The organism is Mycobacterium sp. NBC_00419 (assembly GCF_036023875.1).
Classification (GTDB): domain Bacteria; phylum Actinomycetota; class Actinomycetes; order Mycobacteriales; family Mycobacteriaceae; genus Mycobacterium.
This window is the reverse complement of sequence record NZ_CP107931.1, coordinates 3,456,521-3,469,513: the sequence shown is the minus strand read 5'-3', so window position 1 is coordinate 3,469,513 and position 12,993 is coordinate 3,456,521. Positions and strand designations below refer to the sequence as shown.

Here is a 12,993-nt window from a genome sequence, read left to right as displayed (position 1 = left end):
CGGCCCAGCGAGAAGCGCCACTCTTTCCCTGGTCGCTTCGCTCCTGCCCTCCGAAGCGGGATCGCGCATGAGCACAGCTGGTGTCCTCATTCCGCTGCCGGTGCTGATCCCCTTGCTGGCCGCGGCGTCCACGCTGGTTGCCGGGCGACGGCCACGGTTGCAGCGGTTGATCACCGTGGTCGCGCTCAGCGCGGTGGTGGCGGTCTGCGCGGTGCTGGTCTACCTCACCGACCGGGACGGCACCCAGGCGCTGCACGTCGGCGGCTGGGGCCCGACCGACGCCGGCCTGGGGCCACTGGGCATCACGCTGGTGGCCGACCGGCTCTCCGCGCTGATGCTCGTGGTGTCCTCGATCGTGCTGCTGGCGGTGGTGTTCTACGCCATCGGGCAGGGCATCCGCGACGGTGACGACCGCCAGCCGGTGTCGATCTTCCTGCCCACCTACCTGGTGCTCTCCGCCGGGGTGTGCACAGCCTTCCTGGCCGGTGACCTGTTCAACCTGTACGTCGGATTCGAGGTCCTGCTGTCGGCGAGTTTCGTGCTGCTCACCATCGGCGCCAGCAAGGAGCGGGTGCGCGCGGGCATCTCCTACGTGATGGTGTCCATGGTGTCCTCGCTGATCTTCCTGATCGGCCTGGCCTTGATCTACGCCGCCACCGGCACGCTGAACATGGCCGAGCTGTCCCTGCGGCTCGATGGCATCAGCAGCGGTACCCGCGGTGCGCTGTTCGCGGTGCTGCTGGTGGCGTTCGGCATCAAGGCCGCCGTGTTCCCGCTGTCGGCGTGGTTGCCCGACTCCTACCCCACCGCGCCGGCCCCGGTGACCGCGGTGTTCGCCGGCCTGCTGACCAAAGTCGGTGTGTACGCGATCATCCGGGCCCACTCGCTGCTGTTCCCGGCCGGTGGCCTGGACAACGTGCTGCTGGTCGCCGCGCTGCTCACCATGCTGGTGGGCATCCTCGGCGCGATCGCACAGAGCGACATCAAGCGTCTGCTGTCCTTCACCCTCGTCAGCCATATCGGATACATGGTGTTCGGGATCGCGCTGTCGAGCCGGCTGGGGATGTCGGGAGCGATCTACTACGTCGCCCACCACATCATCGTGCAGACCACCCTGTTCCTCGTCGTCGGACTGATCGAACGGCAGGCCGGCGCATCCACCCTGCACAGACTCGGCGGATTGGCGGCCGCCAGCCCGCTGCTGGCGTTCGTGTTCATCGTGCCTGCGCTCAATCTCGGTGGTATACCGCCGTTTTCCGGCTTCATCGGAAAGGTCGCACTGCTGGAAGCCGGCACCCAGGGCGGCTCGGTGCTGGCCTGGCTGCTGGTCGGCGGCTCGGTGGTGACCAGCCTGCTGACGCTCTACGTCGTGGCCCGGGTATGGACCAAGGCGTTCTGGCGGGCCCGTGTCGACGCCCCCGACGGCGATATGGCCGACTCCGCGCCGTCGGCGCTGCTCGAGGACTACTCGCAAGACGTCGCGTTCGTCGACCGTGACGATGTCGGCCGGATGCCCATCGGAATGGTCGTTCCGACAATGGCATTGATCGCCGTCGGGCTGGCGTTGACGGTGGCGGCCGGGCCGATCTTCGGCTTCAGCGATCGAGCTGCCGACGAAGTCCTGGACCGAAGCCAGTACGTCACCGCGGTGTTGGGGACGCGGCTATGAAGACGTGGCTGGTGCGGATCTGGGTGCTGGTGTGGCTCACCCTGGTGTGGCTTCTGCTGTGGGGCAGCGTCTCGATGGCCAATGTGCTCTCCGGGCTTGCGGTGGCGATCCTGATCACGGTGCTGCTGCCACTGCCCGCGGTGCCGGTACAGGGCAGGCTGCATCCGCTGTCGCTGCTGTGGCTGGCGGCCAACGTCGGCTGGTGGCTGGTGGTGTCCTCGATGCAGGTGGCGTGGCTGGCGCTGCGGCCGGGACGCCCGCCGCTGTCGGCGGTGCTGCGGGTGCGCCTGGCATGCAAGTCGGATCTGGTTCTGGCGCTTGGCGTCAACATCATGAACCTGACGCCGGGCACGATCGTGCTCGAGATCGACCAGACCCGCCGGCTGTTGTACGTCCATGTGCTCGACGTCGGTTCGCAACGCTCGGTGGACCGCTTCTACGGGCAGGCAGCCAAGTTGGAGCGGCTTCTGGTGGCCGCGTTCGAACGCGACTCCGAATGGCGCCCGGCAAGCGAATCCGAGGAGGCCAGGTCATGACGGTCGTGTGGGTGCTGGCGGGCACCATGCTGGTCGCGGCCGCCGCGGTGACGATGATCCGGCTGCTGGCCGGCCCCAGCACGCTGGACCGGTTGGTCGCCGTCGACACGATGGTGGCGGTCACGATGTGCGGCATCGGCACCTGGGCGGCGTTCACGCTGGACACCACCGTCACCTACAGCCTGGCGGCCCTGGCCTTGATCAGCTTCGTCGGATCGGTGAGCGTGGCCCGGTTCCGGGTGCCCGACGTGGAGCAGCGGGACCGATGACGACAGCCCTGGACATCCTGGCCGCCGTGCTGGTGCTCGGCGGCTCGGCGCTGGCGCTCACCGCGGCCATCGGCGTGGTGCGTTTCCCGGACACCTTGACCCGCATGCACGCCGCCACCAAGCCCCAGGTGCTCGGGTTGCTGCTGGTTCTGGGCGGCGCCGCGATCCGGCTCCGTGGCAACGTCGACATCGGCATGATCGTCCTGACCGCGATATTCACCCTCATCACCGCACCCGTGGTGGCGCACCGGGTGGGCCAGCTGGCATACCGTGAACAGAACATCCGCGACGACCTGCTGACCACGGACGAGATGCGGGACACCGGCGAAGGGGCGGAGAAGAACTCGTGAGCCGCAGCGACGACGACACCTGGGATATCACCGAGGGGGTCGGTGCCACCGCACTGACCGTGGCGCGGGCGCGGGCCGCCGAATCCGATTCCGACTGCCCGCTGTACACCGACCCCTACGCCCACTTCTTCGTCGAGGCGGCACTCGACGCCGGCTGGCAGCCACCGTTCACCGAGGAGACGCTGGCCCATATCGGCAAAGCCGACGAGCAGGTGACGGCCCGGTTGACCACGATGACCGCCTATATCGCCTCGCGCACCAAGTATCTCGACGATTTCTTCACCACCGCCGGTGCCAACGGCCTCGATCAGGTGGTGATCCTGGCCGCCGGCCTGGACACCCGGGCCTGGCGGCTGCCGTGGATCAGCGACACCGCCATCTACGAACTCGACCAACCCAAAGTGCTCGAGTTCAAGGAGCGCGTGTTGGCCCAACACCGGGCCCGCCCCGCCGCGGCCTACACCGCGGTGCCCGTCGATCTACGCCATGACTGGCCGCAAGCTTTGCAGCAGAAGGGCTTCGACCCGTCCCGCCAGACGGTCTGGTGTGCCGAGGGCTTGTTGCCCTATCTGTCGGCAGAGGCCCAGAACGGGCTGTTCGAACGCATCGATGCGCTCAGCGCCGCAGGCAGCCGACTAGCCGTGGAGGCGTTCGGCCACGACTTCTACTCCCCTGAGGTGATGGAACAGCGTCGCACGCGGATGGCGCAGGCGCGCCAGGCAGCGGCGGAAGCGGGACTCGACGACGTCCCTGACACCAGCGCTCTGTGGTACCTCGAGGCACGGACCGACGTCGCCGACTGGCTGACGGCGCACGGGTGGCAGGTGGAGACCATCGACGCACCGGATCTGATGGCGCACTTCCACAGACCCCCTGCCGACCCAGAACTGGTGCCGGACACGACGTTCGTCCACGCCACGAAGAACTGACGACGAACCGCCCTGCTACTCCTCGGCGATCTGGAACTCCACCATCGCCGCAACGGTTTCCAGCGCGTCGGTGAACAGATCCACCCGCTGCGCCAACGTCGGCGCGGACAGCAGCGCGTACCGATCGGCCTGGCCCATCGGCACCCGCGACGCCAGCGCGTAGATGTGCCGGGACGGATCGTCGGCGATCTCGGGTTCGACCGCCAGCGCATCGGGACGCAACTGCGCACCGCGGGAACTGACGATCCGCTCGAAGAGCGCAAGGATCTTGTCGACGACCTCACCGATGCGCTCGGGACCCACCGGCGGGCCGGGCTCGTCCGGCCACGGCTGCACAACGGCCCGTGGGTACGGGTCGTCATCGAGCCACTCCGCCACCCGGATACGTTCACTCACAACGGCATTCAGCTGATACTGACCCATGCCGTGGTCGGTGTACTCGGCGATTCGGGCCAGTGCGCCCACGTCGCCGCGGACATCGCCGCCACCGACCTCGCGGCCACGGGTGATCAGCACGACCCCGAACGCCGGGTCGTCGCTCGCCAGGCAGTCCTGCACAAGTTGGGAGTAGCGCGGTTCGAAGATCCGCAGCGGCAGCACCTCGCCGGGCAGCAGGGCGGACTGCAGCGGGAACATCGGCTGCGCGCTCACCGCATACCCTGACCGACGAGGATGTCTCGGACCGGGGCGCTGGGGGCCACGAAGGTGCACAGCGCGCCGGCGACTCCCACCCACAGCTCCGGGTTCATCCCGACCAGGCCGTTGCCCTTCTCGCCGATCGCCTTGATCACCTCGCGGCGGGTGGCTTCGTCCATGGCCAGATACTCGCGGCAGGTGGCGCTGGCCAGATCGGTGGGGACCAGTGGCTTGCCTGCCTGACCCGGCACGGCGACCGGTGTGCCGGGAATCGGCTTGGCACACCCCGCTCCCGCCAACACCACGACCGTCGCCAGCACCGCGAGTCCTACTCGGCGGATTGCCATGTGGCGCCTCCTCTTTGCGCTAGATGTCGAGCTCGGCGACCAGCGAGTCGACCACGGCACGCAGGTCGCCGCCGTTCTCGTCGGCTACCCGGTGCTGGCGCAGATATGACGCGCCGCGGCGCGGAATGTCGGCCACCGCCGCGAGTTCATCGGCGCAGTGCAGTGATTCGGCGACCGGCTGCAGACGGGTCAGCAGGTCGTCGAGATCCTCGGTGACCAACCGTTCGTTGCTGTCGGCGTCGAGGATGATGATCGCGTCCAGTCCGTAGCGCGCCGCCCGCCACTTGTTCTCCTGCACATGCCACGGCGGCATCACCGGCAGCTGCTCACCGGCATCCAGACGACGATCCAGGTCGACGATCAGGCAATGGGTCAACGCCACCAGAGCCGAGAGCTCGCGAAGGTTGGACACCCCGTCGAAGATGCGCACCTCGACGGTGCCCAGATGCGGCGAAGGCCGGATGTCCCAACGCACTTCGTTGATGTGGTCGATGATGCCGGTCTTCTTCTGGTCGTAGACGAACTCCTCGAACTGCCGCCAGGTTTCGAACTGGAACGGCAACCCGGCCGTGGGCAGCTGCTGGAACATCATCGACCGGTTACTGGCATAGCCGGTGTCGCCGCCGGCCCAGAATGGCGACGACGCCGACAGCGCCAGCAGGTGCGGGTAGTGGTTGAGCAGCGAAGAGATGATCGGCATCACCTTGTGCGCGGAGGAGACGCCGACATGCACGTGCACGCCCCAGATCAGCATCTGCCGTCCCCACCACTGGGTCCGCTTGATCAGTTCGGCGTAGCGCGGCGCGTCGGTGAGCTTCTGCTCGGCCCACTCGGCGAACGGGTGGGTGCCGGCGCAGAACAGTTCCATCCCGCGGTCGCGGACGATGCCGCGTACGTCGCGCAGCGTCGAACGCAGGTCCTCCATCGCCTCGTCGACGGTGTCGCATACCCCGGTGACGATCTCGACGGTGTTGCGCAGCAATTCCTTGTGCACATGCGGGTTCTCGCCAAGATCGGCGATCACCGCGGCGGCCTCGTTACTCAGATCGCGAGACTGCGCGTCGATGAGGGCGAACTCCCACTCGACGCCGAGTGTCGGCCGCGGGGACCCCGCGAAATCGATGCGCTCGGCGGCGCGTCTGTTCGGTGTCGTACTAGCCGGAGCTGAGGACACCGCACGCCACCCGCTTGCCGGCGGCCTGAGTGGTCTGATCTGCCGCGACCGTGTCGGACTTGTCGTAGATGACGATGGCCGACTTGTCGCCGTCGAGCAGCTGCTCTTCCTTGAACGCGTCCGTGGTCGTGACGAGCATCCCGGTGCCGTCGCCGCGGATCTGCAGCGGCACCAGCGGGCCGCTCGGCGCTGCGGGCGCAATCGGGTCACCGGCGGACAGGAAGTCGGCCGGGTTACCGCCGGCCGGGCCCACCGAGTTGGGTTCACACTTGCCGACCGAGGTCAGCTGCAGGTTGTGCAGGCCGGGCGCGAGCTTTCCGGCGCCGGTGGTCTGCACGGTCACCGTGGCAAACTTCTCGGACAGCTCGATCGTGGCGGCAGCGAGCTGTGAGCCGTCCGCGCCGGTGATGATCGCGTTGAGGGTCTTGGTCTCCTGGGTGACCTGCTCTTCTCCCATACCGTGAGCTTCTGCCTCGGCCGACGGGTCCGGCGAGCCGGTCCAGACGGGCGGGGTGGTGCCGGGCTGAGTCGCAACGGGCTCATTGGGCGAGCAGGCCGTCAGCAACACGACGGGAGCGACGAACAGGACTGCGGTGGCAATTTTGCACTGGCTGACGGGCTTAACCATGCCCCGAACTCTATCCCGTCACCAGAACGATCACGCCCGGTGGTTGCTCGGCGATTTCCGGGATTCGCGGGGCGACCGGCGCCTCGAGCACCTTGGCCACCGCTTCGGCCGCCTGTTGTTCACCCTCGGTGGTGCCGTAGTACACCGTCGTGGCGGTGAGTCCCGGCGCGGCGAGATTGCTGGTGTCGGTGACGTTCCAGCCGGCCTCACGCAGCCGGTCACCGATCCGGCCGGCTCCGCCTTCCTCGCCGCCGACGTTGAACACCCGCACGTCGGCCTTGGCAGCCGGGGCGGCCGAGGTCTTCGACGTCGTGGTGGTCACCGTCTGTGACGTGGAGCTGTCGTCGCTGCTGTCGTCGCCGGAACCCATGGCCTGGAATCCGACCAGCAGGAAGATGACGCCCAGGAACAGCAACACCATCACCATGGCCCGAAGGGGCAGACCCGAGGAGTCGGGGACACGCTCGTTCATCGGCCCCACCTTAACCAGCCGCGGCGGTCAACCCGAAAAATCAGGGAACCTCGAAGCCGAGTCGGCGGGCGGCACGCGCCTTCTGCCTGCTCGCCCGCAGCCTGCGCAGGCGCTTGACCAGCATCGGGTCCGCGGCCAGCGCCTCGGGACGGTCGACGAGGGCATTGAGCACCTGGTAGTAGCGGGTCGCCGACATCGAGAAGAGCTCCTTGATGGCCTCTTCCTTGGCTCCGGCGTACTTCCACCACTGCCGCTCGAAAGCCAGGATGTCGTATTCCCGGCGGGTAAGCCCCGCGGGCAGGTCGACGTCGTCGTTGGACCGCTCAGCCCGTGCCATGGCGCCGTCCATTTCGCTCCGTGGACCCTTTCGCAAAGTTCTGATCGTGAGACATCCTGCGTTGGCGTCATTCAATCACGGTTGCATCACTTGGGACGGCAGCCGAGCCCGCGCGTCGGCTCACTTAAGCTTGCCGGTCATGGCAGTCAGACCAATTGTGATCTTGGGCGATCCAGTTCTGCACAACCCGACCACTCCGGTGGCGGTGGGTGCCGACGGCTCGCTGCCGGCCGAACTGGCCGATCTGATCAAGGACATGTACGAGACGATGGACGCCGCCAACGGTGTTGGGCTGGCGGCCAACCAGATCGGCGTCGGATTGCGGTTGTTCGTCTACGACTGCGCCGACGACCGCGGCCAGACCACGCGTCACCGCGGCGTGGTGATCAACCCGGTGCTGGAGACCTCTGCGATCCCCGAGACGATGCCCGACCCGGACAACGACGACGAAGGTTGCCTGTCGGTTCCGGGTGAGTCGTTTCCCTGCGGCCGCGCGACATGGGCCAAGGTGACCGGACTTGATGCCGACGGCCAGCCGGTCACGCTCGAGGGCAACGGGTTGTTCGCCCGGATGCTGCAGCACGAGACCGGTCACCTCGACGGCTTCCTGTACGTCGACAAGCTGATCGGCCGCCACGCCCGGGCCGCGAAGAAGGCCGTCAAGCACAACGGCTGGGGTGTGCCGGGACTGTCGTGGATTCCCGGCGAGGTTCCTGACCCGTTCGGTCACTGATGGCCGGCGTTGCACCGCTCGGCGCCCGGGTGAGCATCCGCTACCGGCTGCCGGCGGGCAGCGAGCCGCCGATGACCGACGTGATCGGTCATGTGCAGTCGCTGGACCCGGTGGTACTGCGCACCAAGTCCGGCGAGGTCGTGTCCATCGCCCCCGGCGATGTCGTGGCGGTTCGCGAGCTCAGCGACGTTCCGGTGCGGGCCTCAGAGATCCGTGCGCTGGAGCACGCCGCGGCGCTGGCGTGGCCGGGCACCGAGCAGCACTGGCATGACGGCTGGTTCCTGCGGGCCGGCGGCGGCTACACCAGCCGTGCCAATTCTGCTGTGCCGTTGGACTTCTCGGCCACGATCGCCGGAATCGACGGAGTGATCGACTGGTATGCGCAGCGCGGGCTGGAGCCCTGGCTGGCGCTGCCTGAGCGGTTGTTGCCGGTGCGCACCGCCGGGATCAAGAACACCCGGGTGATGGTCACCGAGCTGACGGAGCCCAACACCGTTGCGGCAGTGACGCTTCAGGACCGCCCGGATAACGACTGGCTGGCGGGCTACGAGCGTGACGTGCCCGTGCAGGTGCTCACGGCCGTGCTCGACGGCGAGGTGGTCTTCGCCGCCACGGCCGGCGTGGCGGTGGGCCGCGGCGCGGTGACCTCGGCGCCGGACGGCACCCGATGGCTGGGCATCTCCGCGGTGCACGTGGCCGACGGACACCGCCGTCGCGGCCACGCCCGAACGCTGTGCCAGGCGCTGCTGGGCTGGGGCGTCCAGCACGGGGCCACCCGCGCCTACGTGCAGGTGCTGGCGGAGAACACCTCGGCGATCGCGCTATACGGCGGGCTGGGATTCGTGCTGCACCACCACCACCGCTACGTCGATGCGCGGTCGGTGCTCGGTCGTACGCTGTAGCGCATGCCCGCCGACGTCCTGCGCATCGCCACCTGGAACGTGAACTCCATCCGAACCCGGGTGGGCCGCGTGGTCGACTGGCTGCAACGTGGTGACGTCGACGTCCTGGCCATGCAGGAGACCAAGTGCTCCGACGACCAGTTCCCCACCATGCCGTTCCTGGAAGCGGGCTACGAGGTGGTGCACTGCGGGTTCAACCAGTGGAACGGGGTGGCGATCGCCTCCCGGGTCGGCCTGGACAACGTGCAGGTGGGCTTCGACGGCCAGCCGTCGTGGAGCAAGGACGGGGTCGACGCCAAGGCCGAGGCCCGTGCGCTGGCGGCGACCTGCGCCGGGGTGCAGGTGTGGAGCCTGTACGTGCCCAACGGCCGCACCCTGGACGACCCGCACTACCAGTACAAACTGGAATGGCTTGCCGCCTTGAGGAATACGGCCGACTCCTGGCTGCAGGCCGACCCCGGCGCACAGATCGCGCTCGTCGGCGACTGGAACATCGCGCCCACCGACGAGGACGTCTGGGACATCGCGGCCTTCGCCGAGTCCACGCACGTCTCAGACGCCGAGCGCGCGGCGTTCGATGCGATCGTCGACACCCGGTTCAGCGATGTGGTGCGCCCGTTCACCCCGGGCCCGGGGATCTACACCTACTGGGACTACACCCAGCTGGCGTTCCAGAAGCGCCGCGGCATGCGCATCGACTTCATCCTCGGCTCACCGGCTTTGGCGCAGCAGGTGGTGCACGCCGAGATCGTCAAAGACGAGCGGCGCCCCGGCAAGAAGGGTGACCCGGCACCCAGCGACCATGCGCCGGTGCTGGTGGACCTGCAGCGCTGAGCGTCAGCTCGGGTCGTTGACCTTCACCAGCATCTTGCCGATGTTGGCACCGGTGAACAGGCCGTTGAGGGCGTCGACGCAACTCTCGAGCCCGTCGAAGACCGTCTCGCGGTGCACCAGCCTTCCCTCGGCCTCCCAGCGGCGCAGGTCGGTGTAGGCCTGCTCGAACCGGTCCCACATGTCCAGAGCGTTGAAGCCCTGCATCGACGCGGACTTCGCCAGCAGGTTGACGTAGTTGGCCGGGCCGGGGTGCTCACCGGTCAGGTAGCTGGAGATGACACCGCACAACACCACCCGCGCCTTCATGGCGAGCCTGCCGAGCACGGCGTCGAGGATCGGGCCGCCGACGTTGTCGAAGTACAGGTTGACACCCTTGGGGCAATGCTCCTTGAGGGCGGCGCGGACGTTCTCGTTCTTGTAGTCGATGCACGCGTCGAAGCCGAAATCCTCGACGACCGCCTTGCATTTCTCCGGGCCACCGGCGATCCCGACGACGCGGGCTCCGGCGACCTTGGCGATCTGCCCGGCCACCGACCCGGTTGCGCCGGCCGCCGCGGACACCACGACGGTCTCACCCTCCTGCGGCCGGCCGATGTCGGTCATGCCGAAGTAGGCGGTGGCCCCGGTCGGACCGTAGATGCTCATCACCGCCAACTGGTCGCTGCCGCTCGGGACCGGGGTGCTGAAGATGTCGTCGCGGATGACGACGTAGTCCTGGAAACCGGTCAGGCTGGTGACGACGTCGCCGATCTTGAACGCCGCGCAGCGGGTTTCGACGACCTCGCCGATGCCCGCCGCGCGGATGACCTCCCCGATCTGGACCGGCGGCAGATAGCCCGGCTGGTCGTTGAGCCAGGTTCGCGCGGCGGCGTCCAAGCCGACGTAGGTGGTGCGCAGCAGTGCCTCGCCCTCGGCGAGTTCGGGCGCCGGGGTGGACACCATCTCGGTGTCCTCGGGTCGGACGAGGCCATCCGGACGTCGGCGCAGCAGAATCTGGCGGTTGGTCAGCGGGGGCACGGTCAGTGAAACTACCCAAGGCGACGGCCGTGCCGGGGCGGGATTCCGCACATCGAGACGCGTGCGCACTGTGGCGGGCAGGTAAACATTGGGCTAATCGCGTGGCCATCGCCGCGCCGTGACGCAAGGATCGAGGGGTGGGATCGTTTGTTTCTGTCTACGTCGATTGGGCCGCCACCATCGAGCAGGTGAGTTCCGCCGCGGCGGGGCTGCCCAAGCCGGAGGGTGTGCTGCGCACCGAGGTGGTGGCCGCCGGTGACACGTTCGGCTGCCGCGTCGCCGTCGACCTGACGGGCGACTTCGACGAACAGCGGGACGGCCCGCGGATCGCCAGGCGTTACGCGACACAGCTTTCCGAGGTGCTCGGCGTGCCGGTGTTCGCGCTGCACGACCTGATCCTCGCCGGCCGTTCGGATTGGTGAGTCGAGGCCGTCTCCCAGGGGTCACGTGGTGTTCGCCGGCGCATGGTGTGGTGACTGAAGAGACGGCCGCACTGCGAAGTTGGTGACCTGATGAGTTCCGACATCCTGATCCCGAAGAGCACTGCACACCAGACATTGGCGTGCATCGAGGCGCTCATCGAGTTCCATCGCAGGCAGACGCCGGCGCCCGCGGCACGCACCGTCGGCGATCTCATCGAGTTCCGCGAAGTCCTGGCGCAGAGCGTGCGGAGCTCCCGGGATCGCACCACCCGCGTGGCGGCGGCGACGCTGGCCAGGATCTCCGACCGGCTCACCGTGTCGGCACAGGCCGAACTCGGCCCCGACGAGATGCAGGCCGCGATGTGGCGCACCGCGGGGCGGCTGCACCGCTGGGTCGTCGAAGCCACGCCGGCCCCACCGGAACGGCCGGCGCGGCAGTCACGATAGGCGCACCCGTCTGCGTCACCCCCGCATCACCGTGACGGTCAGGGCGACACCGAACACCACCGCCGGCACAGCCATTGCGGCGACGAAACCCAGTCCGAAGCGGCGGCCCCCCGCGGTGAAGGCCAGCACGGTCTTGACGAGCAGATTCGACCCGAGTGCGGCGGCAATCGACAGCAACGCGGTGTCGACTGTGATGTCACCCTTGGCGGCCAGACTTGCTGCCGCCACCGACCCGGCGTGCGCGTCGGCAAGGCCGGCGGCGAACGCGGCCAGAACCGCGCCTTGGGGCCCGAATACCTCCGCACCCCAACGACCGACGAGCAAGGCGCCGGTCAGCACCGCTGCCAGCACCAGCGCGGGCCGCAGGGCGAAGGGCCGACTGGCCGGTGTCGCCGGGTTGTCGTCGGCGGCGTCACCCGTCGGCTGCTCGTGCGCCGCGCCCCGGAACACCAGCGCGGCAACTGCCAGGAGAACGACGAACCCGGCGACCACCGGCAACCACAGCCGACTCAGTACCTCGGGGCTGACCAGCCCGATCACCACGAGCAGTTGTACGAACGTCGCCAGGCTCGCCAGCAGCGCGCCGGCCAGCGGTGCGCGCAACCCGGCAGTTCGGCTGATCTTTCCCATCGAGGCGGTGGTCGCGGAGGCGGAGACGAATCCGCCCGCCAAGCCGGTGAACAGCAGTCCGCGTTGCGGTCCGAGCGCCCGGACACCGATGTAGCCGAGCCAGCCGATTCCGGTCAGCAGGACCACGAGCAGCCAGATCTTCGCCGGATTGAGCACCCCGTAGGGCCCGATCTGGCGATCCGGCAGCAACGGCAGGATCACGAACGCCACCACGAAGAACTTGATGGCGTCCTCGAGTTCGATCTCGCTGACGATCTCGCGGGCGAACCGGTGAATCCGGGATTTCGATACCAGCAGAACCACGACGACCACAGCCAGTCCCACCGCCAGCGCCGGCTTGGTGTAGGCCAGCGCGCCGAGGAGGTAGGCGACGATCGCGGCGATCTCGGTTGTGGTCCCTGGATCGTCGGCGCTGGTGCGGAAGTACGCCAACGCCAGCAGCGCTCCGACGCCGAGCAACCCGGCGACGACAAGCCAGGTGTTGAAGCTTGCGGCCACCGCGCCGGCGAGTGCCAGAAGCGCGAACGACCGCGAACCGGCCGGGAGCTTGCGGCTGTGACTGCGTTCGCGTTCGAAGCCGAGCAGCAGCCCGATCGCCAGGGCGACCAGGAACGGCTGGATCTGCTGCCAGGTCACAGTGACTCCTCCGCACCGCCGGAAA

At 68.2% G+C, this 12,993-nt stretch carries 18 protein-coding genes; 10 read left to right on the top strand and 8 right to left on the bottom strand.

Annotation, left to right across the window (positions count from 1 at the left end):
- The first annotated feature begins 67 nt into the window (after positions 1 to 67).
- The 5 genes from OG976_RS16435 to OG976_RS16415 are packed head-to-tail and all read left to right on the top strand — an operon-like array spanning position 68 to position 3,753.
- Positions 68 to 1,669 carry a Na+/H+ antiporter subunit D gene (locus OG976_RS16435; protein WP_328350712.1) on the top strand — a complete coding sequence of 534 codons (1,602 nt, stop codon included), beginning with the start codon at positions 68 to 70 and terminating at the stop codon, positions 1,667 to 1,669.
- The gene (locus OG976_RS16430; protein ID WP_328350709.1) at positions 1,666 to 2,205 is read left to right on the top strand and encodes a Na+/H+ antiporter subunit E; all 540 of its coding nucleotides are present in this window, start codon (positions 1,666 to 1,668) and stop codon (positions 2,203 to 2,205) included. The genes OG976_RS16435 and OG976_RS16430 overlap by 4 nt, the downstream gene beginning before the upstream one ends.
- Complete coding sequence (locus OG976_RS16425) at positions 2,202 to 2,474, top strand: monovalent cation/H+ antiporter complex subunit F (protein ID WP_328350706.1); 273 nt, start codon at positions 2,202 to 2,204, stop codon at positions 2,472 to 2,474. Before OG976_RS16430 ends, OG976_RS16425 begins: the two co-directional genes overlap by 4 nt.
- Entirely contained in the window at positions 2,471 to 2,824 is a 354-nt protein-coding gene (gene mnhG, locus OG976_RS16420) for a monovalent cation/H(+) antiporter subunit G (RefSeq protein ID WP_328350703.1), read from the top strand. The genes OG976_RS16425 and mnhG overlap by 4 nt, the downstream gene beginning before the upstream one ends.
- The gene (locus tag OG976_RS16415) at positions 2,821 to 3,753 is read left to right on the top strand and encodes an SAM-dependent methyltransferase (protein ID WP_328350700.1); all 933 of its coding nucleotides are present in this window, start codon (positions 2,821 to 2,823) and stop codon (positions 3,751 to 3,753) included. Before mnhG ends, OG976_RS16415 begins: the two co-directional genes overlap by 4 nt.
- A gap of 15 nt (positions 3,754 to 3,768) precedes the next feature.
- On the opposite strand, the gene OG976_RS16410 is transcribed toward OG976_RS16415, so the two are convergent.
- Genes OG976_RS16410 through OG976_RS16385 form a run of 6 tightly spaced genes read right to left on the bottom strand, consistent with a single transcriptional unit; the run spans position 3,769 to position 7,359 of the window.
- Positions 3,769 to 4,404 carry an LON peptidase substrate-binding domain-containing protein gene (locus OG976_RS16410; RefSeq protein ID WP_328350697.1) on the bottom strand — a complete coding sequence of 212 codons (636 nt, stop codon included), beginning with the start codon at positions 4,402 to 4,404 and terminating at the stop codon, positions 3,769 to 3,771.
- Positions 4,401 to 4,736: a hypothetical protein gene (locus OG976_RS16405; RefSeq protein ID WP_328350694.1), complete on the bottom strand. Its 336-nt coding sequence runs from the start codon at positions 4,734 to 4,736 to the stop codon at positions 4,401 to 4,403. The genes OG976_RS16410 and OG976_RS16405 overlap by 4 nt, the downstream gene beginning before the upstream one ends.
- Positions 4,737 to 4,755: 19 nt before the next feature.
- Positions 4,756 to 5,910: a glutamate--cysteine ligase gene (locus tag OG976_RS16400; RefSeq protein ID WP_328350691.1), complete on the bottom strand. Its 1,155-nt coding sequence runs from the start codon at positions 5,908 to 5,910 to the stop codon at positions 4,756 to 4,758.
- Positions 5,891 to 6,538, bottom strand: a complete 648-nt coding sequence (locus OG976_RS16395; RefSeq protein ID WP_328350688.1) for a superoxide dismutase family protein — start codon at positions 6,536 to 6,538, stop codon at positions 5,891 to 5,893. Before OG976_RS16395 ends, OG976_RS16400 begins: the two co-directional genes overlap by 20 nt.
- A 10-nt stretch (positions 6,539 to 6,548) precedes the next feature.
- Positions 6,549 to 7,010, bottom strand: a complete 462-nt coding sequence (locus OG976_RS16390; RefSeq protein WP_328350685.1) for a LytR C-terminal domain-containing protein — start codon at positions 7,008 to 7,010, stop codon at positions 6,549 to 6,551.
- A 40-nt stretch (positions 7,011 to 7,050) separates the two neighbouring features.
- Positions 7,051 to 7,359: a DUF3263 domain-containing protein gene (locus tag OG976_RS16385; protein WP_328350682.1), complete on the bottom strand. Its 309-nt coding sequence runs from the start codon at positions 7,357 to 7,359 to the stop codon at positions 7,051 to 7,053.
- Positions 7,360 to 7,486: 127 nt separating this feature from the next.
- Here OG976_RS16385 and OG976_RS16380 point away from each other — a divergent pair, with 127 nt between their 5' ends.
- Genes OG976_RS16380 through OG976_RS16370 form a run of 3 tightly spaced genes read left to right on the top strand, consistent with a single transcriptional unit; the run spans position 7,487 to position 9,816 of the window.
- Positions 7,487 to 8,080 (top strand): peptide deformylase, encoded by a 594-nt coding sequence (locus tag OG976_RS16380; RefSeq protein WP_328350679.1) that lies wholly within the window; start codon positions 7,487 to 7,489, stop codon positions 8,078 to 8,080.
- Positions 8,080 to 8,982 carry an N-acetylglutamate synthase, CG3035 family gene (locus OG976_RS16375; RefSeq protein WP_328350676.1) on the top strand — a complete coding sequence of 301 codons (903 nt, stop codon included), beginning with the start codon at positions 8,080 to 8,082 and terminating at the stop codon, positions 8,980 to 8,982. Before OG976_RS16380 ends, OG976_RS16375 begins: the two co-directional genes overlap by 1 nt.
- A gap of 18 nt (positions 8,983 to 9,000) precedes the next feature.
- Complete coding sequence (locus OG976_RS16370) at positions 9,001 to 9,816, top strand: exodeoxyribonuclease III (RefSeq protein WP_328363650.1); 816 nt, start codon at positions 9,001 to 9,003, stop codon at positions 9,814 to 9,816.
- A 3-nt stretch (positions 9,817 to 9,819) separates the two neighbouring features.
- Here OG976_RS16370 and OG976_RS16365 read toward each other — a convergent pair whose 3' ends face one another.
- Positions 9,820 to 10,833 (bottom strand): NADP-dependent oxidoreductase, encoded by a 1,014-nt coding sequence (locus tag OG976_RS16365; protein WP_328350673.1) that lies wholly within the window; start codon positions 10,831 to 10,833, stop codon positions 9,820 to 9,822.
- Between the two features lie 137 nt (positions 10,834 to 10,970).
- Between OG976_RS16365 and OG976_RS16360 the strand changes: the two genes are divergently transcribed.
- Both OG976_RS16360 and OG976_RS16355 read left to right on the top strand, forming a co-directional pair.
- Positions 10,971 to 11,255 carry a hypothetical protein gene (locus OG976_RS16360; RefSeq protein WP_167106924.1) on the top strand — a complete coding sequence of 95 codons (285 nt, stop codon included), beginning with the start codon at positions 10,971 to 10,973 and terminating at the stop codon, positions 11,253 to 11,255.
- A gap of 90 nt (positions 11,256 to 11,345) precedes the next feature.
- Entirely contained in the window at positions 11,346 to 11,702 is a 357-nt protein-coding gene (locus OG976_RS16355; RefSeq protein WP_328350667.1) for a hypothetical protein, read from the top strand.
- Between the two features lie 15 nt (positions 11,703 to 11,717).
- On the opposite strand, the gene OG976_RS16350 is transcribed toward OG976_RS16355, so the two are convergent.
- Complete coding sequence (locus OG976_RS16350) at positions 11,718 to 12,968, bottom strand: MgtC/SapB family protein (protein ID WP_328350664.1); 1,251 nt, start codon at positions 12,966 to 12,968, stop codon at positions 11,718 to 11,720.
- Between the last annotated feature and the right edge of the window lie 25 nt (positions 12,969 to 12,993).